19 protein-coding genes are annotated in these 18262 nt (G+C 38.7%); 12 read left to right on the top strand and 7 right to left on the bottom strand.

Going from position 1 to position 18262, the window contains the following annotated elements:
• The first annotated feature begins 45 nt into the window (after positions 1-45).
• On the top strand, positions 46-852 hold the full coding sequence (locus KHA95_RS17615) for a DUF2935 domain-containing protein (protein ID WP_213138870.1): 807 nt from the start codon (positions 46-48) through the stop codon (positions 850-852).
• 64 nt (positions 853-916) lie between these two features.
• Here KHA95_RS17615 and sda read toward each other — a convergent pair whose 3' ends face one another.
• Entirely contained in the window at positions 917-1039 is a 123-nt protein-coding gene (gene sda, locus KHA95_RS17620; RefSeq protein WP_213138871.1) for a sporulation histidine kinase inhibitor Sda, read from the bottom strand.
• Positions 1040-1199: 160 nt separating this feature from the next.
• Positions 1200-2684, bottom strand: a complete 1485-nt coding sequence (locus KHA95_RS17625) for an aldehyde dehydrogenase family protein (RefSeq protein ID WP_213138872.1) — start codon at positions 2682-2684, stop codon at positions 1200-1202.
• Positions 2685-2918: 234 nt separating this feature from the next.
• On the opposite strand from KHA95_RS17625, the gene KHA95_RS17630 reads away from it, so the two are divergent.
• From KHA95_RS17630 to KHA95_RS17640, 3 genes are all read left to right on the top strand, one after another.
• Positions 2919-3449: a Rok-like winged helix domain-containing protein gene (locus tag KHA95_RS17630; protein ID WP_213138873.1), complete on the top strand. Its 531-nt coding sequence runs from the start codon at positions 2919-2921 to the stop codon at positions 3447-3449.
• Between the two features lie 429 nt (positions 3450-3878).
• On the top strand, positions 3879-4745 hold the full coding sequence (locus KHA95_RS17635) for an ATP-binding protein (protein ID WP_213139001.1): 867 nt from the start codon (positions 3879-3881) through the stop codon (positions 4743-4745).
• Positions 4746-4759: 14 nt separating this feature from the next.
• Positions 4760-6676 carry a vWA domain-containing protein gene (locus KHA95_RS17640; RefSeq protein ID WP_213138874.1) on the top strand — a complete coding sequence of 639 codons (1917 nt, stop codon included), beginning with the start codon at positions 4760-4762 and terminating at the stop codon, positions 6674-6676.
• Between the two features lie 89 nt (positions 6677-6765).
• On the opposite strand, the gene KHA95_RS17645 is transcribed toward KHA95_RS17640, so the two are convergent.
• Both KHA95_RS17645 and KHA95_RS17650 read right to left on the bottom strand, forming a co-directional pair.
• Positions 6766-7050: an acylphosphatase gene (locus tag KHA95_RS17645; RefSeq protein ID WP_213138875.1), complete on the bottom strand. Its 285-nt coding sequence runs from the start codon at positions 7048-7050 to the stop codon at positions 6766-6768.
• Positions 7051-7070: 20 nt separating this feature from the next.
• Positions 7071-7793, bottom strand: coding sequence for a TPM domain-containing protein (locus tag KHA95_RS17650; protein ID WP_213138876.1), 723 nt, complete (start codon positions 7791-7793; stop codon positions 7071-7073).
• Positions 7794-8299: 506 nt separating this feature from the next.
• On the opposite strand from KHA95_RS17650, the gene moaA reads away from it, so the two are divergent.
• From moaA to mobB, 3 genes are read left to right on the top strand one after another with little or no spacing between them, the layout of a single operon-like run.
• Entirely contained in the window at positions 8300-9310 is a 1011-nt protein-coding gene (gene moaA, locus KHA95_RS17655; protein WP_213138877.1) for a GTP 3',8-cyclase MoaA, read from the top strand.
• A gap of 15 nt (positions 9311-9325) precedes the next feature.
• Entirely contained in the window at positions 9326-10612 is a 1287-nt protein-coding gene (locus tag KHA95_RS17660) for a molybdopterin molybdotransferase MoeA (protein ID WP_213138878.1), read from the top strand.
• Positions 10585-11097: a molybdopterin-guanine dinucleotide biosynthesis protein B gene (gene mobB / locus KHA95_RS17665; protein ID WP_213138879.1), complete on the top strand. Its 513-nt coding sequence runs from the start codon at positions 10585-10587 to the stop codon at positions 11095-11097. Before KHA95_RS17660 ends, mobB begins: the two co-directional genes overlap by 28 nt.
• A gap of 21 nt (positions 11098-11118) precedes the next feature.
• Here mobB and KHA95_RS17670 read toward each other — a convergent pair whose 3' ends face one another.
• The gene (locus KHA95_RS17670) at positions 11119-11364 is read right to left on the bottom strand and encodes a YkuS family protein (RefSeq protein ID WP_213139002.1); all 246 of its coding nucleotides are present in this window, start codon (positions 11362-11364) and stop codon (positions 11119-11121) included.
• 96 nt (positions 11365-11460) lie between these two features.
• Between KHA95_RS17670 and KHA95_RS17675 the strand changes: the two genes are divergently transcribed.
• Positions 11461-12684 (top strand): MFS transporter, encoded by a 1224-nt coding sequence (locus KHA95_RS17675; RefSeq protein WP_283248182.1) that lies wholly within the window; start codon positions 11461-11463, stop codon positions 12682-12684.
• Between the two features lie 64 nt (positions 12685-12748).
• On the opposite strand, the gene KHA95_RS17680 is transcribed toward KHA95_RS17675, so the two are convergent.
• On the bottom strand, positions 12749-13639 hold the full coding sequence (locus KHA95_RS17680) for a YitT family protein (RefSeq protein WP_213138880.1): 891 nt from the start codon (positions 13637-13639) through the stop codon (positions 12749-12751).
• A gap of 132 nt (positions 13640-13771) precedes the next feature.
• Between KHA95_RS17680 and KHA95_RS17685 the strand changes: the two genes are divergently transcribed.
• Positions 13772-15229, top strand: coding sequence for an amidase (locus KHA95_RS17685; RefSeq protein WP_249317038.1), 1458 nt, complete (start codon positions 13772-13774; stop codon positions 15227-15229).
• 177 nt (positions 15230-15406) lie between these two features.
• Here KHA95_RS17685 and KHA95_RS17690 read toward each other — a convergent pair whose 3' ends face one another.
• Positions 15407-15715 carry a DUF3784 domain-containing protein gene (locus KHA95_RS17690; RefSeq protein WP_213138881.1) on the bottom strand — a complete coding sequence of 103 codons (309 nt, stop codon included), beginning with the start codon at positions 15713-15715 and terminating at the stop codon, positions 15407-15409.
• A 581-nt stretch (positions 15716-16296) separates the two neighbouring features.
• On the opposite strand from KHA95_RS17690, the gene trhO reads away from it, so the two are divergent.
• From trhO to KHA95_RS17700, 3 genes are all read left to right on the top strand, one after another.
• Complete coding sequence (trhO, locus tag KHA95_RS17695; RefSeq protein ID WP_213138882.1) at positions 16297-17265, top strand: oxygen-dependent tRNA uridine(34) hydroxylase TrhO; 969 nt, start codon at positions 16297-16299, stop codon at positions 17263-17265.
• A gap of 95 nt (positions 17266-17360) precedes the next feature.
• Positions 17361-17486, top strand: a complete 126-nt coding sequence (locus tag KHA95_RS23205) for a hypothetical protein (protein ID WP_283248183.1) — start codon at positions 17361-17363, stop codon at positions 17484-17486.
• Between the two features lie 179 nt (positions 17487-17665).
• Positions 17666-18169 (top strand): DinB family protein, encoded by a 504-nt coding sequence (locus tag KHA95_RS17700; protein ID WP_213138883.1) that lies wholly within the window; start codon positions 17666-17668, stop codon positions 18167-18169.
• Positions 18170-18262: the final 93 nt, after the last annotated feature.

Raw genomic sequence — 18262 nt, forward strand, 5'->3', positions numbered from 1 at the left:
TCCTCTTGAATAAGCTCATATGAATGAGTAAAGGAGGAATTTAAATTGGCGTTAACATTAAATGAAGCAAAATTTGAACATGAATTCTGGCTTCAAGTTTTAGGCGATCATTGTCGATTTATTTTTGATTCACTAAGTCCATCCGAGGCAAATGCCATTGCAACCTCCACAAAATTAAAGAGTGAATTCGACCGACTTCTCGCGCAAGCACGTTCACTAGATGATGTAGAAAAAGCAATGAATGTTTCTAAAGAGGCGGGACAATTTGTAAAGGAATTAAAAAACTTGAAATTATTCCTTCTGAAACGTCTTTTGTATCAGCAAATAAAGATCCATTTATCTCCGACATTTTTAAACCATATGGTGAATGAATTAGAAGAATATGAACGAATTTTATCATATTTAGTCAAAAACGAATCTCCACCGGTTGCTCATGAATTGCATCATCATTTATTATGGCTTCAAGATGCATCGGGTCATGCAGGGGCAATTAATGACCAGCTTGATGGAACGGAAAAATCATTAAAAATGGAAAGTGCGCAATTTAATCAGAATTTCGATCATTTATATTTAAAGGCTGTAGAGCTCGCTGGTTATTTAAGAACAAATGATTTTAACTTTCCAGCTTTAAAAAGAATGAACAAAAAGGCGAAGCTGGAAATTAAGGCATTTCAATTATTTTTGGATGAAATTTTGGAGTTGGATATTTCTGCGCAAATGTTAGGGACCTTTCCAGTTTTAATGGCTGACCATATGTTTAGGGAAGAGTGCTATTATTTAACAAAGCTAGCGGAAGCAACGAAGACAACGAAGCCAAATTGTGATCCTACCTCTCCAAGGGTCGAATCATAATGGAAATAAAAAAAGCGTGCATATTGCGATGCACGCGATTCTTTTGTATGAAAGAAACAGGCCGTTACAGCTTTAAACCACGTTTTTTAATTTCAATTTTGAGCAATCTAATCCAATCTTCCCCATGGTTATTCTTTTTCGCATCTCGATATGCCGCAACAAGCCGTTCATTACTCATAGCTCTCATCTGTGCAAAAACCTCCTCATGGAATTGATTATTCTCTATTTTCACCCATTCTACACTTAATCAATCAAAATGGAAAGTTTTTTAACTGAATTTCTTGAAAAATATAAAAATAGGAAAACAGACCTATAAGGCTGTTTTCCTATTAGAAAGGAAGCTGGATTTATTTTGTTGAGATCCAGACGGTTTTTACTTCTGTATAATTATCAAGAGCATAGGAGCCCATTTCACGCCCGATTCCAGATTGTTTGTAGCCGCCAAATGGTGCAGCAGCATCGAAGGCGTTGTAGCAGTTTACCCAAACTGTGCCGGCGCGAATTCGATTTGCAACATAATGTGCATTGGCAATATCACGTGTCCAAAGACCAGCGGCAAGTCCATATTCACTTCTGTTTGCCCGATCAATTACTTCGTCAAGATCTTCATATGGCAAAGCAGCAATGACCGGACCAAAAATTTCTTCCTTCGCAATGGTCATCTCGTCATTTACATCTGCAAATATCGTTGGCTCTACAAAAAAGCCATCTTCACGCGGTTTTTGCCCCCCGATTACTAGCTCTGCTCCTTCACTAATCCCTTTCTCTATATAATTTAGAACGCGATTTTGCTGTTCGGAAGAAACCAAAGGTCCTATTTGCGTTTCTTGATTTAAACCTGCCCCTTGCTTAATATTTTTTGCATGTGATGTCATATCTGCAACAACATTATCAAAATGTTTCTTTTGAATAAATACGCGCGATCCAGCGCAACAAACTTGTCCTTGGTTAAACATGACGCCATTTAACGCACCTGGGATTGCTTTCGTTAAATCAGCATCAGGTAAAATAATATTAGGAGATTTACCACCAAGTTCAAGCGTTACACGTTTTAGTGTAGAAGAAGCACGCTGCATGATCAACTTACCTACTTCAGTAGAACCGGTAAACGCGATTTTATCTACTTGAGGATGATCGACAAGCGCTTGTCCAGCCGTTTCACCAAATCCTGGAATAATATTAACGACACCAGGTGGGAAGCCGGCCTCTTCAATTAATTCAGCTAAGTATAATGCGGAAAGAGGTGTTTGTTCAGCAGGCTTAAGTATGACTGTACAGCCAGTAGCCAAGGCAGCTCCCAATTTCCACATCGCCATTAAGAGCGGGAAGTTCCAAGGAATAATTTGTCCAACTACTCCAACTGCTTCATGGCGTGTATACGTAAAGAATGGTCCTGCAACAGGAATCGTTTGCCCTGTTTGCTTCGTTGCCCATCCAGCATAATAGCGCATATGTTCAATTGCTAGTGGGATATCCGCATTCGTTGTTTCACGAATCGGTTTTCCATTATCAAGAGTCTCTAACTGTGCTAAAGCATCTTTATTTTCTTCCATTAAATCTGCTAGCTTATACATTAGTCTACTTCTGGAGGCTGCACTCATCTTGGCCCATTTGCCATTTTCGAATGCATCTCGAGCTGCTAAAACTGCGCGGTTAATATCTTCAGCTTCACCTTCATAAATCGTTGCAAGCGTTTCGCCCGTTGCCGGGTTAGGTGTGTCGAATGTTTTTCCGGAGGCACTTTCTACAAATTGGCCATTAATATATAGCTTTTTTGTCCCTTGTAGAAACTTTTGCAGCTTTTCATTTAACTCCATTGTAACTTGACTCATTGAATTCCCCCTAAATAAAAGTATAGTGGAACAGGAAATTGAGAACGCTTCCAGATAATAGTTTACTAGATCTATTAACAGAAAACAACCTAATCTCTTAGACAAATATTTTCATAATGATCATAAATTCGACGTTATTATCCAATTATGAAAATCTTCATATTATTTACTTTACTATTTTTCTTATTTTATTATATGATGAAGATGATAAACCTTGAACCGGAGGGATGGACGATGTTTGATGAAAGAATGGCTTTGAAAATGCGATTGGAGCAAATGAAGGATGCGGAAGAACGATTGTTAACAGAATTGCGAAAAGAGCGGGCATTTATTTTTAATCGTTTAAGAGAATTAGATGAACAAGAGAATACATCTAATTCTTCAGAGCAAGCTGAATTGCAGTATTTGGAGTCGATTAAATCTTTCATTGAAGGTCCTTCGGAAGATGAACAGACTGATGAGGATCAATCGAAGAAGAATCGGAGACGAGGTCCATCACGGCGAAGTAAAACGACGAAGATGCGTGACACCGCCGTTTCTATTTTGAAAGAACAAACAGAACCGATCCGCGGAGTCGATTTGAAGAAGCTAATCGAGGATCGCACTGGTTTTCGGATTGCAAATATGACGACATTTATGAAAACAATCGAGAAGGTGGATGAAAATATTATTAAAGTCGGAAGGGGATTATATACCTATCATACAACTAAAAACGAGCCGATTATATTGGGAATGGATGATTTCCCTATGAAGGAGCAACATTAAGTAAAAAGGTTCTAAGAAATTTCACTTGCGACAAGTAAGTGAAATTTTTTATTTTCATGATCATTTGTTAGAATAGATAAGGATATATAAGTTGAAATAAGATTCTACATTTATTTAAGTAAATGACTTTTGAACAGAGGTATACTTAGTTGATTGGAGTGAAGGGTGACGACTGCTCGAAAATGCTTCACGTTTCCTTCGTGCGATTTCACGGAGGATTATTCAGATTAGCGTGATAGGTGACGTCCCATAGAAACGTTTAAGAGCGATGCCTAATTTCGCCCGCCACAGCGTGTGGCAAACGCTTCGTGACGAACAGCATCCACCTGGGTCAAAATCAACAATAATTACCTCTACATTGTATGTAATTATTAACTTCAACTTATATTGTATTTATTTATATGAAAGAAGGATTTAATGATGAACACAATGGAACTACCAGCGGACATAAAGAAAGTGATTGAAGAACGACATTTAACCTTTTCAAATATTGATGAAGAGCTAGTTTCAAAGGGAGGATTCATTGCTGAAGATAAAAACTTAATATTTGATGCGATGATCGCTCTTGCGCTTGGAAAGAACGTCTTATTAAAAGGGCCAACTGGATCAGGTAAAACGAAATTGGCTGAAACTCTTTCTCATTTTTTCCAACAACCAATGCATAGTATTAACTGTTCCGTTGATATGGATGCGGAAAGCTTGCTTGGATTTAAAACAATCGGGGAAGAAAATGGCTTAAATAAAATTGAATTCGTACCCGGACCGGTTGTCAAATCAATGGAAAAAGGTCATCTATTATATATCGATGAAATCAATATGGCTAAGCCGGAAACATTGCCGATCTTAAACAGTGTGCTCGATTATCGCAGAACGTTATTTAATCCATTCACTGGTGAAGTCGTGAAAGCTAAGCCGTCATTTGGCGTTATTGCGGCAATCAATGAGGGATATATTGGTACTGTACAGCTTAATGAGGCGTTAAAAAATCGCTTTATCGTCATCGAAATACCATATGTGCAAAACGAGACATTGAAAAAAGTATTGCTAAATGAAAGCAAACTTCGCGATGAAGCACTGATTGATAAGTTCATTACGTTATCAGAGGATCTAATTACACAAGTGAGCAACGGGCAAATTCCAGAGGAAGCCGCATCGATTCGCGCATTAATTGATACGTGTGATCTTGCCTCATATATGCCTCCGCTGCGAGCGATCCAAAGAGGGATTGCCGATAAGCTTGAAGAGGAAAGAGAAAAAGCAGCTGTAATGAATATTGCTGCCACATTGTTTTCCTAAGGAGGTAGGCATACATGTATCGATTTATCCATTTCAATGATGAGAAAGTCGATTCGATGCTCGTTATGGAATTGGCGGATTTAACAAAAACGTTGGCGAAGGATCGAGATTACGATGCTGAATTTCGTGTGCATTCCTATTTAGACCAGGAAGAAAAAGTTATATACGTCAGCCATTTTTGGAATCATCGCCCAGAAACGATCATGAGGGCGGGGCTGAAAAGCGATGTGTTTTTAAGGGCGCTTGGAAATTTACATTATACAGATTTCGCTGCTGTCATTGAGTATCAGCAATGGGCCGAAGAAATCGGCTGTACACGCTTTGCTAAACAATTGTTTAAACTCGCTGAAGACTTGCGCGTCGAGGAAGTGTGTAAACGGGCGAGACCGGGAACCGTGAAGGAATTTAACATTCGCCGTCAAGTGTATATGGACTATTTTCAATCACAATTAACGGTCAATTTAGAAAAAAGCCTTTATATCGATGCATTATACAATAGTATTTATTTATTGCTAAATGCCGATTATCCTTATGAATTAAGCTCACGATTTCCAGAATATCTTCAAACAATGCTTCCGTTATTTCGCGAAAAAGTATTCTCATTAGCTGAAGCGAGCTCAACGAGAGATATCGCTCATATTTGTATGCAAATCGTAGAGCTTATAAAGGCATATATAGACAAAGACATGATTAACGAATATTTTCATTTATCACAGGTAATTACTGAAACTGCCGTAGGATTAAGTTATTCGGATTTATTACGAAAAGATCCATTGAAAAATGATGATGAAGCGGAAGAATCCGCAACCGGTGATGAGGAAGTATTTGACGAAGAAATGAAAACATGGCATCGGGAAACAAGCAGCCCCGGACAAAGCTTCCTCCAATTTGATCTTGATCAAGGGACGAAAACGGATATTTTCTCAGAAGGAGCAAGAGAAGGGGAGGCTGGTGATCAAGCATTAGCAATCGTTCAAGGCTCATCAAGAAAAAGCTCGAATAAAGATTTTTCTAAGCTTGAAGCTTTGGATGAAACGAGTGCAGAGAAGGACATGAAAGGCTCCCCGTATGGAAGAGAAAATAAACAAGCCCGTTCCATATTTTTGCCAAAAACAAGTCCTAATCATGAAGATCAATTGGAATATAACGAACATAAGAAAAACATCCTATTGTTCCAAAAAAAATTGAAGAAAATGATCGACCTTACGTTGGAACATAAAAAAATTGAACCTCGTTCAGATTTACAATTTGGACGTTTAAATAAAAAATTACTCCGATTTTTTACGGATGAACAACCACGTCTTTTTTATAAAAAAGATGAGCAATCAAAGGAAATTGATGCCTTCTTTAGTTTATTAGTCGATTGTTCTGCGTCGATGTACGATAAAATGGACGAAACAAAACGGGGGATTATTTTATTCCATGAAGCGTTAAAATCATTAAAGGTCCGTCATGAAATTACCGGATTTTGGGAAGATGCGAATGAGGCATCAGCAACAGACCAGCCTAACTACTTTCATCGTGTGATTGATTATACTTCATCGTTATTGCCGGGCAGCGGGCCGGAGATTATGCAATTAGCCCCTGAAGAAGATAATCGAGATGGTTATGCGATCCGAGTCATCACAAAAGGACTTCTGCAACAACGTGAGCAACAAAAATTTCTATTAGTTTTTTCTGACGGTGAGCCCGCGGCTTACGGTTATGATCGGAATGGAATCATTGATACGCATGAGGCTGTTCAAGAGGCGAGGAAGAGTGGAATTGAAGTGTTTAATATTTTCCTCTCAAAAACGGGAGTAGAAGAGGAACAGAGAAAAGTTTTTCAAAACATTTACGGGCATTATAGCATTATCGTGCCTACAATTGATAAACTTCCAGATGTATTATTCCCGCTGTTGAAAAAGCTATTGTTTCAATCGATTGGATAAAGTAATTCATATTAATTGGAGCGAAAGGCCAATAAAAATAGAAGGGGCGTCCAAAATAGTCAATTTCCTAGACTTTTTGGACACCCTTTTTAATATTTTACTTGGAATGAGCGAAAGCCTTGAAGATGATCGATAGGTGCGACATCAATTTGATCGACCCGTGCAAAAAGATTGGGGCTCGTTTGCAAAGCTTTAATAAAATTGTCTACATTCGTTTTTTCTCCTTCAGCGGCAATTTCTACGGTTCCATCCATTGTATTTTTTACCCACCCTTTAATATGATGCTCCATTGCGAGTTGCTGTGTGGAAAAGCGAAAGCCGACACCTTGCACTCTACCATGAACGAGTAAATGAATGGCACATACATTTTTCATTGTTTTCAGCTCCTTATTATTCAGTCGCTTCGTTTTCTTACCCTTTTTCCTTGTCTTTTAATCCATGCAAAGATAGAGGAAAAGAACCTTAACGTTGTTAATGTAAAGATGCCACGTAGAAAGCGGAAATCTAAAAAGATAAGTACAACGGCAATGAAAGTAAAAATAATAATCGATAATATGGAAGGACCATGATCATTTCCATATTCAAAAGCTTTGGCCTCAACTTGTTTTTTTAAGCGATATTCATCCGCAACTTCATTGAATAGTTGTTTATATGTATTTGTTAAGGCAAGTCCAATTTCATCTTGTTCCAAATAAGGGAGAGCATAATGCTCCAATAGAGAGCCGACTTTTTTATCTGAAAAAATATCTACAAGCCCATATCCAACCTCAATGTGAACTTTACGATCTTGCAACGATAATAAGAGAAGAATACCAGTATGTTCCTCTTCTTTTTCGAGTTCATATTGACGAAATGCTTGTAAAGCATATTCCTCAACAGGAAGCCCATTTAATGATTGGACGGTTAACAGAGCAATTTGTGCGTGAGTATGTTCTTCTATATATGCTCCAAGCTCAAGCAGCTCGTTTTTTTGTTCTTTCGTCAATACTTCTGCAAAATCTTGTACATATATTTCCCCAACGGGTATAGGTACTTTACTCGCCTCGGCTCTCATTTGCAATGGGGAGACAAAAAGAAAAATCATCATAAATAAAATAGCGATCCGTCGTGCCTGCATTCGTTTTTCGATCCTTTCAAAATCTATACAATTATATAAGTTGAAATAAATAACATCCATACAAAGTGAAAGGCACACACCATTTATTTTCGATCTAGGCGGGACCAACAGGGTATTTGGTCATAAAGCCGTTGCCCGACGCTGTGGCAATTTTAGGCTTCCGTTTCTTTACATGCGTTCCTACCAAGTCTTAACGGTACCGCTAATCCCCAAGACATTGAATAAGCTTCGGTGAATCCGCGCCGCACGAAGGAAACGCAATGTATTTTCGAGAACTAAGTATGCATCTGTTCAAAAACCATTTACATAGAGAATGTTAATTCAACTTATATATATTATTTTTATTTTATCAAACTTCGGCAGAAAACTCTCATTTCTTTTGATTGTAAATTGAAAGGTTAGAAGGAAGTCCGTCTTTGAATTAGGAAGACGATCGAGTACTTTTGAGCGTAAAAGTGTTACAATAAAACCATAAGCTTAAAAAGCTTCAGATTGGAGTTGATGATATGAGTATGTTAAAAGACAAACTACATCGTCCTTTACATGATCTCCGCATATCTGTTACTGATAGATGTAATTTTCGCTGTCAATATTGTATGCCAGCAGAAATATTTGGTCCGGATTATCCTTTTTTACGTAAGCAAGAAGTGTTATCTTTTGAGGAAATCGAACGAATTGCTTCCATCTTTGCCAATTTAGGCGTAAAGAAATTAAGAATAACCGGTGGAGAGCCACTTATGCGAAAAGACATCCCTATTCTTATTAAAAAGCTGCATGAGATTAAAGGGATTACAGATATTGGAATGACAACAAACGGTGTATTGCTTCCGAAATATGCAAAGGATTTATATGATGCTGGATTACGTCGATTAAACATTAGTTTAGATGCATTAGATAATACGATTTTTCAAAAAATGAATGGGCGCGGTGTGCGATCAGAAGCGGTTCTGAAAGGGATTGAATCTGCTCGGCAAGCCGGCTTTTCGATAAAGGTAAATATGGTTGTGCAAAAAGGAGTAAATGATAGCCAAATCATTCCAATGGTCACATATTTTCGCAATTTAGATGTGACATTACGATTCATTGAATTTATGGATGTTGGTACGACGAATGGTTGGAATTGGGAACAGGTCGTAACAAAAAGAGAAATATTCGAGTTATTGTCCAAGCATTTTCAACTTGAACCCGTGGAACAGAGTTATTTTGGGGAAGTAGCAAAACGCTATAAACATAAAGATACAAACGCGGAAATTGGATTTATTACATCCGTATCTGAATCGTTTTGCTCTTCATGTACAAGAGCGAGGATATCCGCTGATGGCAAGTTTTATACTTGTTTATTCGCGGGAAACGGTCATGATTTACGTGCGCTCGTTCGCAGTGAGGCAAATAATCAACAAATCGAAGAACGAATTTCTCATATTTGGAGCGGTCGAACTGATCGCTATTCGGATGAGCGAACAGAAGGGAAACCAATTGATAAGAAGAAGATTGAAATGTCTTATATTGGCGGCTAAGGAGTGACAGTTTACATGGTTGATCAACGAAAACCTATTTGGGTTAAAGATGCAATTGATAAAGTAATGAAACATAAGCAGCGAGGAGGACATGAGCTTGTTTCCCTTGATGAGTGTGATGGGCGTTTTTTAGCTGATCCACTCATCGCTGATCATGATGTTCCACCGTTTGATCGTTCACCCTATGATGGGTTTGCATTGCGCGCAATTGATACAAAACAAGCGTCGAGAGAAAATCCGCTTCAATTTCAAGTCATTGACGAAATTGGTGCTGGACAGGTTTCGGAAAAAAGACTTGCCCCAATGGAGGCAATTCGAATTATGACCGGTGCTCAAATTCCGGAAGGTGCAGACTGTGTGATTATGCTTGAGTTAGTTCAGGAAGTGGAGCGTGCTGGACTGCCATTTATTACAATTAAGCGAACAATAGAGCCTGGTGATAATATTTCTTTTCAAGGTGAGGATACAAAGAAAGGAACCCCGCTTATTGAAAAAGGGGTTAAAATTAATCCAGGAATCAAGGCGTTATTAGCGACGTTTGGGTATAGCAAGGTGAAAGTGGCTACACGTCCTGTCATTGGTGTGATTGCAACGGGAAGCGAATTGCTTCGCCCGGAAGATGAACTCGTTCCGGGGAAAATTCGTAATAGCAACGGCTTTATGATCGAGTCACAAATTTTACGGGCGGGTGCCGTTTATAAACGATACGGTTCATACGCAGATGATATGGATGCATTATACCAAGCGATCGAAAAGGCATTAGTGGAGTGTGATATGGTCATTACAACCGGAGGTGTATCTGTCGGCGATTTTGATTTCCTGCCTGAGATTTATCGAAAACTTGGGGCGGATTTACTCTTTAATAAAATTGCGATGCGTCCCGGAAGTGTAACAAGCTGTGGAGTTACCGGCGATAAACTGCTTTTTGGTTTATCAGGCAATCCATCGGCATGCTATATTGGTTTTGAATTATTCGTTCGCCCAATTATTCGTTATTGGCTTCATTCAGACCGGCCATATCTCCGGAAAATTTCAGGAAAATTAAACATTGATTTTCCTAAGCCGAATCCGTTTAGCCGCTTCGTTCGCAGTAAAATGATAGTCGATAACGGACAAGTATTGACGGAGCCGGTTGGTCTTGATAAATCGGGGGTCGTTACTTCATTAGCATGGGCTGATTGTCTCACTGTCCTGCCTGGGGGGACGAGAGGCTATCAAGCAGGCGATACGATTGATGTTTTATTGCTTGAGGATGAACAGGGAAGTGAAACTGCATGGCAGGAAGCAAGATTTTCCAAGTAGTCGGTTATCAAAATAGCGGTAAGACGACATTAATGGAGAAAATGATCCAATCTGGCAGCGGTCGAGGGCTCGCGATCGGGACAATTAAGCACCATGGACATGGTGGGGTTCCACTCAGCAGACTTGAAGAGAAGGATTCTGATAAGCATCGGGCTGCTGGTGCGATCGTCACGGCGGTTGAGGGAGAAGGAATCGTACATATTGAAGCAAGTCAGAACACTCTACAAAAAACGATCGCTATATATGAAAGCCTTCATGTAGATCTTATTCTCGTTGAAGGATATAAAATGGAAGAATACCCAAAAGTTGTTTTAATCCGTAGGCAAGAGGATTTGTATCTACTGAATCAGCTGGCAAATATTAAAGCGGTTATTAGTGCGGCTCAGCTACAAATAAATATGAATATAGAAGTTTTTTCTGACAAAGAAATGGAAAAGTTTGTCGCTTATTTTTATCGGCATATCTATGGGGAGCTAGGCTGTTAGCGCTGCTCCCCGCATCTTTTATTATAAATTTAGTTTATGTTCGATTTCTTGACAAACTTCATCTGCTGACCTTCCACTCGCTTCAATGACGGGTCCTTCAATTGAGATGGTTTGCATCCCCATCACATTTGAATCCATCCCAGAAACAACACAGCAATCGCAACCACTCGCATCAGATTCATTGTGGAGTGGAACGACATCATAACCTTTTTCATTTAATGCTTGTTGGACGTTTGTTAACCCTTGTTCAACACCAATTTTCGCCATCAATCATACACCTCCCTAAAGATTATGGTGATCTTTTTTGCAAAAGATATTCAGTATGTCCGGAAATAAACTGAGTTTTGGAAAGAGAGATGTTACATGAATACAGCAAAAGTACAAAAAGCAACACCACAGATGGCTACCATCTATGGTGTGTTATTTGCCATAAGTGGCGGTCATCTTTTTAATGATGCGATTCAAGCGGTTGTTCCCGCGATGAATCCGGTTTTTGAAGAAATTTTACAATTATCCTATGCACAGATTGGCTGGATTGCATTTGTTTTGAATATGACTTCCTCGGTGATGCAGCCAGTGTTCGGTTATATTGCTGACCGAAGACCAACACCGTTTTTATTACCGTTTGGTATGCTTTTAAGCATGATTGGATTAATAGGTTTTGGCCTTTCGCCTAATTATCCTGTCATCCTTCTTTCTGTATTTTTTATTGGTTTAGGATCAGCGATCTTCCATCCGGAAGGTTCGCGAGTTGCTTATATGGCTGCGGGAACAAAACGAGGGCTGGCTCAGTCAATTTATCAAGTCGGCGGAAACTTTGGCCAATCGTTAGCACCAGTGTTTACTGCCTTTATTTTTGTTCGGTTTGGTCAAAAAGGGGCTCTTAGCTTTATTGTTGTTACCTTGCTCGGGATGCTCCTGCTCTTTTTTGTTTCTAGATGGTATAAAAAACAGCTAGAGCTTGATGCATTCAAGCCGAAGAAAAAACAAAATGGTGAAAAGGGTGCTCCGATTCATCGGAAAATTAAAGCGGCGATTGCCTTGCTTGTCTTTTTAGTGTTTGCTCGCTCTTGGTATTCAGCAGGAATCGTAAACTTTTATCAATTTTACTTGCGAAATGAGTACGGGTTTACGATTAAACAAGCTCAATTATATTTGTTCATTTTTATGTTTGCTGGTGTATTAGGTACTTTTTTTGGTGGGCCTTTAGCCGATCGATTTGGCCGCCGCAATATCATTTTTATGTCGATGGCAGGTGCGGCACCATTAACGATCTTATTGCCGCACGTATCGATCGAGTGGATTATCCCGCTTATTTTTCTCATTGGTTTTATCGTTACGTCTAGCTTTAGTGTGACTGTTGTCTACGCGCAAGAACTTGTTCCTAAAAAAATCGGCATGGTTTCGGGATTAATCGTCGGTTTTGCCTTCGGAATGGGGGCGGTCGGAGCTGTTTTTCTTGGTACGCTTGCCGACTTATTCAGCATAAAGGTTTTAATGGTTTTTTGTAGTCTGTTGCCACTTCTTGGCATTTTAACATGGTTATTACCGACAGATGCAAAAGTCCGTGAATTAACGGCAGAATAATCTTAAAAGCCCGTTTCCTAAGGCGATCTATTCGCTTATGGAACGGGCTTTATTTCATTTCTTATTAGTGGATATGCTTCTTTCTAAAGCGACCGCCACGTACTTCAGCAATGTTGGCGACGGCAATGAACGCACCATCGTCAAATTCTTCAATAATTGATTTTAGCTTTGCCTCTTCTAAGCGAGTAACGACACAAAAGATAACCTTTTTATCATCACCCGTATATGCACCTTCACCTTTTAAATACGTCACGCCACGTCCAAGTCTCGCGATGATTGCCTCACCAATCGCATCTGCTTGCTCACTGATGATCCAAGCAGATTTTGATTCATCTAAACCTTGGATAACAATATCGATGACTTTAAATGCGATGAAATAGGTAATAATCGAGTACATCGCTCGCTCCCAACTAAAAATAAATCCCGCAGTTGCAAAAATAAAAAAGTTAAAAAACATAATAATTTCACCAACAGAGAAGGGGAGCCGATTGTTTAATAGAATAGAGAGTATTTCAGTTCCATCAAGGGAACCTCCATAGCGGATGACTATACCAACACCCATGCCTAATATAATGCCACCAAAAACAGTGTCTAATAGTAAATCCTCTGTCACGATAACGACATCATGAAGAAGAATCGAGGTAATCGATAGGATGAGGATTCCATAAAGGGTTGTAAAAGCAAATGTTTTTCCGATCTGCTTATAGCCAAGGTAGATAAAAGGAAGATTTAAAAGGAAAATAACGATCCCTAGTCGCGCGCCAGTCAAATGAGCTAAAATAATTGATATTCCCGTTATGCCACCATCCAAAATATGGTTTGGAACTAAGAAGCATTCGAGAGAAATAGCCATAAGCATCGCGCCGATTGTAACAAGAACCGCTCTCCAAAATACAACTTTTTTCGGTAGTTTTTTATGATTTACCGTTCCTTTTATTTGTTGGGCTCCGTTCATTTGATCATCCTTTCTTATTTACTTTTAGCTATATTATAGTCATTTTCAATATAATCTGTAAAATGTAAAGGATTTCGAAAGAACGATAACGAATAGTAAATTAATGATAGTGGCAAAAGGGGGATGTTAGGTATGCAACCGATTGAGAAAAAACTTGTGGTTCATCAACAAATGATTTTAAATATGGATGCAACCGAATTAGCTGGGAAAATAAGAAACGAAGAGATTTCATCTGTGGAAGCAACTTCCGCTTTTATATCCCATTTACAACATATCAATCCTACAATTAATGCCCTTGTTGAAGATCGTTTTACAGCTGCGTTGAAAGAAGCAGAAGCGGCGGATTTACAAATGAAAGTTGGAAATGCGAAAGGAAAATTATTTGGTGTACCGATTAGTGTGAAGGAATCGTTCGATGTAAGCAATATGAAAACGACGAGCGGTTTGCGACATCGAAACAATATGGTGATGTCAGAGGATGCGACAATTGTTCAAAAGTTGAAAGAAGAAGGAGCGATTATTTTAGGAAAGACAAATACGCCAACATTATGCTTTTGCCAAGAAAGCGATAATAAATTATACGGACGCACGAACAATCCTTGGGATGTCAGGAAAACGGCAGGTGGATCGAGTGGAGGAGAGGCAGCACTCATCGCCGTTGGCGGAGCCGCTGCTGGAGTTGGTTCAGACATTGGCGGTTCGATCCGTTTTCCCAGTCATTTTAATGGAGTGATCGGTTTTAAATCAGGTTATGGTCAAGTGGATGTAAAAGGGAGTTTTCCGAAAGTAGAACACCCGTTGCAAGATCAAATGCTTGGGATTGGGCCGATCGTCAAATCGGTTCGAGATGCCCGGCTCATTTACGGGATTATTGCTAAAGAGAAAAAAGAACGTACACATTCCGAACCGATAACGATTGAATTTTTATCGGATATAGGATTTCCATTAGCAAATCATACATCGGATTTGCTTGAGCAAATAAAAGAGCGACTCCCATTTCAAAGCGTTGAGAATATTCCACCGTATTTTAAAGAGTCCGCCTTATTATGGCAAGAAATTATGTCGATCGATGGTGGAGCATCGATGGTTGCTGCCGCATCATCTGAGCGGAAAATGAATCCTGTGAAAGAATATTTGAAAGAAAAGCTTAGTCATCGTTCTGAGTATCATGATTATTTAACTTGGGCACTTATCGGTACTCGCTTATTTAAGCCGAATCATATTCGAATAAAGGAAATCGAAGCAACAATTGGGAAAGGAAGTAAAACTGTTCACCATTATTTAGAAAACAAGGTGCTAATCATGCCTGTCTATCATGAAACAGCATTGAATCATGGCCAGCTTTATCGTGAACTCTTTTCAATTAAAAAGACATTTTTAAAATACATGCCATTTGTTGCTTATCCGAATGTTTGGGGTCTTCCATCCTTAACGATTCCGATCGGTAAGGATGAAAAAGGATTGCCGATTGGCATTCAGTTGATTAGCTGTAATGGAAATGAAGAATTAATTTTTAATATTGGTGAAATTGTCGAAGAACATTTTCGCGGATATATTCGTTGTAATCTGCATGATGAAATGATTTCCTAAAGTTGCTTATTCAAGGCAATAAAAAGTCCCCTAGTAGGCGTCAATATTGTTGATCTCCACACCAGTCAACGGTGTTAAAATGTTATTAAAGCATTTAACAAATATTTATTATTACTTGTAGTAAGGTTACTGTAATGGCTTTTAAAAGGTCCCATTCACCCTCCATAAAACATTGGTCTAAAATCGGAATCGCCAATAATTAGCAACTATGATCATTAATACGACATATAATCCGATAATGTATTTATATGATTGTATAACAGCTTCACCAAAAACCAAAACAACTAAAGGCATTACGAGAACTAAAATTCCTAAAATTATTGCAGACAGCCCTGATCTTTTAGCATATTGATTTTTATCACCGTAAAATGTATTTTCGTTAAAACCGATAATTAAGGATAGCATCTTTTTCACAGCAATTAGATAACCAAAATAAATGAGAAATATTCCTACAATGATTGAAGCTATCATACTAAGAATACTCAAGAAAACCACCTCCGTTTATGAGTATTACGATATTAATCGGAAAAAGTTTCGAAGTTCTTTATTTATATTTAGGGCAATTCTGCCGTATTAATAAGATGCATACTTAAATTTGAAATACATTTGAGTGGTGTCTGGCGGAGACTCCTGTGGGATGTGAGACCCAGCAGAGCGATGATCGGATCGAAGCCTAGAATCGCCACATCGTGTGGCAACGGCTTCGTGACCAACAACCTGTTGGATGGAGTGGCTCAAGGCACGCACGCGTAAAGCGGCCAGACAGAACGGAAATCAACACCCTTGTCCATCCACACGAATGTACTTGACGCACGTTTACTTGGTTATGTTAAAAAATATAAATAAATAATTACCCTTTCAAAAGGGGGATGTTTGCCGAAAAAAACATATGCTAAAGGAAATTCGGTAAACTTAAATAAAATGAGTTTCTCTTGATTTTTTACTAGTCAGGCGGTAAAATATCTTGATGTAAGAGTATAGTGTATAAGACCTAGAAGGAATCTAGGAATTTACCCTCCTAAATACATTTATATCTTGCAAATATAAATCGATAGGTGGTATTTTGCATGTCAGAAAATGAAAAATATCGTGTGTTATTGTATTACCAGTATGTAACAATTGAAAATCCAGAGGAGTTTGCAAGTGCACATTTAGCATTTTGTAAAGAGCTCGGATTAAAAGGGCGTATCTTGGTCGCTAATGAAGGGATTAATGGAACGGTCTCAGGTACGTGGGAACAAACAGAAGCTTATATGAATGCAATGAAAAATGACCCACGTTTTGAAACGATGGTATTTAAAATTGATGAGGCTGATAAGCATGCGTTCAAAAAAATGCATGTTCGTCCACGTTCAGAGTTGGTCACATTGCGCTTGGAAGACGATATTAACCCACACGAAGTGACAGGGAAATATTTAAGCCCAAAACAATTTTTCGAAGCGATGCAAGCGGAGGACACAGTTGTTTTGGACGCGCGTAATGACTATGAGTTTGATCTCGGCCATTTCAGGGGTGCGATCCGTCCAGATATTAAAACATTCCGTGACTTACCAGACTGGGTTCGTGAAAATAAAGAAATGTTAGATGGTAAAAAAATCTTAACGTATTGCACAGGCGGAATTCGTTGTGAGAAATTTTCAGGCTGGTTGTTAGAGGAAGGCTTTGAAGATGTATCACAGCTTCATGGCGGAATCGTCACATACGGAAAAGACCCTGAAGTACAGGGGGAACTTTGGGACGGACAATGCTATGTCTTTGATGAAAGAATTGCTGTTCCTGTTAACCGTAAAGAGCATGTCATCGTTGGTCGTGATTATTTTGACGGCGAGCCATGCGAGCGTTACGTCAACTGCGCAAATCCTGAATGTAATAAACAAATTCTTTGTTCAGAAGAAAACGAACAAAAGTATATGAGAAGCTGTACAGATGAATGTCGCGTTCATCCGCGTAATCTATATGTGAAAGAGCATGATTTAACAGAAGACGAAGTACAAGCAAGAATTCAGCGCCTTGAAAGAGAGACAGTATTAAATTAATTGCCGTATTATATAACCCCGTTGCCTTTTCGTTAGGCAGCGGGGTTTTTAAATGGATCTTCACGCGTATACTAGTTGAAAGGGAGGCAAAAAACATGGAAACGACCGCGTTTGTTCTAGCAATCGTCGCATTCGTATTTGCTTTAACTGGAAGATCTGAAACGAACAGATTAAAGAAAAAGATAGAAGAGCTAGAAAGAAAAATAAATCAAATAAATTAAGCCAAAAATGATTTTATTAATATTGGGTAGAAGAGTAAGTGATCGTTTTACAATATAATAAATGAATCACACATTTGATTCCAATCAAGAAAGAATAGCGCTTGCACTTATTCTCTTTTTTGATGTATACTTTAAATAAGTGGGAATGTATGTTCTTGGGTGGGGGAGGTGTAATATTCATGTATGTAAGTATTTCAGACTTTGTTAAAGAATGGAATAAAGAAGCTGAGCTAACACAAAATGTATTGGCTGGTTTAACAGACGACTCTTTAGCACAGCAAGTATATCCTGAAGGACGTACTTTAGGAAGAATTGCGTGGCATTTTATAACCAATATTCCAGATTATTTAACTCATTTTGGATTAAAGATAGATAAAATTGAAAATGAGGAAAATGTCCCTACCTCAGCAAAAGTAATGGCGGAAACATTTAAAAAGCTGTCTAGTGAAGCTGCGAGAGTGATTGAACAACAATGGACAGATGATTCTTTGTGCCAAATACAAAAGGCATTTGGGAGAGATGAAACAAATGCTCAAATTTTGATGGGGTTAATTAAACACATTATTCATCATCGTGGTCAATTAACAATTCTTATACGTCAAGCAGGCTTGAAACCATTTGGCGTTTATGGTCCGCCAAAGGAAGATTGGCTAAAGTTAGGAGTCAAAAATCCGCCACTTTAACTCAAATCAATAAAAGTCCAGATGGAGTTTTGCTGATTTGAGTTAAGTCTTCGGCGAATATAAAGAGTATTTCAAACCGCTCAAATAAGCTGG

The organism is Bacillus sp. FJAT-50079 (genome assembly GCF_018343515.1).
Lineage (GTDB): Bacteria > Bacillota > Bacilli > Bacillales > Bacillaceae_C > Lederbergia.

Coding starts and splice junctions, on each gene's coding strand:
- sda (WP_213138871.1), bottom strand. CDS start 1,039: ATGAGAGCTATGAGTAATGAACGGCTTGTTGCGGCATATCGAGATGCG.
- KHA95_RS17625 (WP_213138872.1), bottom strand. CDS start 2,684: ATGAGTCAAGTTACAATGGAGTTAAATGAAAAGCTGCAAAAGTTTCTA.
- KHA95_RS17630 (WP_213138873.1), top strand. CDS start 2,919: ATGTTTGATGAAAGAATGGCTTTGAAAATGCGATTGGAGCAAATGAAG.
- KHA95_RS17635 (WP_213139001.1), top strand. CDS start 3,879: ATGGAACTACCAGCGGACATAAAGAAAGTGATTGAAGAACGACATTTA.
- KHA95_RS17640 (WP_213138874.1), top strand. CDS start 4,760: ATGTATCGATTTATCCATTTCAATGATGAGAAAGTCGATTCGATGCTC.
- KHA95_RS17645 (WP_213138875.1), bottom strand. CDS start 7,050: ATGAAAAATGTATGTGCCATTCATTTACTCGTTCATGGTAGAGTGCAA.
- KHA95_RS17650 (WP_213138876.1), bottom strand. CDS start 7,793: ATGCAGGCACGACGGATCGCTATTTTATTTATGATGATTTTTCTTTTT.
- moaA (WP_213138877.1), top strand. CDS start 8,300: ATGAGTATGTTAAAAGACAAACTACATCGTCCTTTACATGATCTCCGC.
- KHA95_RS17660 (WP_213138878.1), top strand. CDS start 9,326: ATGGTTGATCAACGAAAACCTATTTGGGTTAAAGATGCAATTGATAAA.
- mobB (WP_213138879.1), top strand. CDS start 10,585: ATGGCAGGAAGCAAGATTTTCCAAGTAGTCGGTTATCAAAATAGCGGT.
- KHA95_RS17670 (WP_213139002.1), bottom strand. CDS start 11,364: ATGGCGAAAATTGGTGTTGAACAAGGGTTAACAAACGTCCAACAAGCA.
- KHA95_RS17675 (WP_283248182.1), top strand. CDS start 11,461: ATGAATACAGCAAAAGTACAAAAAGCAACACCACAGATGGCTACCATC.
- KHA95_RS17680 (WP_213138880.1), bottom strand. CDS start 13,639: ATGAACGGAGCCCAACAAATAAAAGGAACGGTAAATCATAAAAAACTA.
- KHA95_RS17685 (WP_249317038.1), top strand. CDS start 13,772: ATGCAACCGATTGAGAAAAAACTTGTGGTTCATCAACAAATGATTTTA.
- trhO (WP_213138882.1), top strand. CDS start 16,297: ATGTCAGAAAATGAAAAATATCGTGTGTTATTGTATTACCAGTATGTA.
- KHA95_RS23205 (WP_283248183.1), top strand. CDS start 17,361: ATGGAAACGACCGCGTTTGTTCTAGCAATCGTCGCATTCGTATTTGCT.
- KHA95_RS17700 (WP_213138883.1), top strand. CDS start 17,666: ATGTATGTAAGTATTTCAGACTTTGTTAAAGAATGGAATAAAGAAGCT.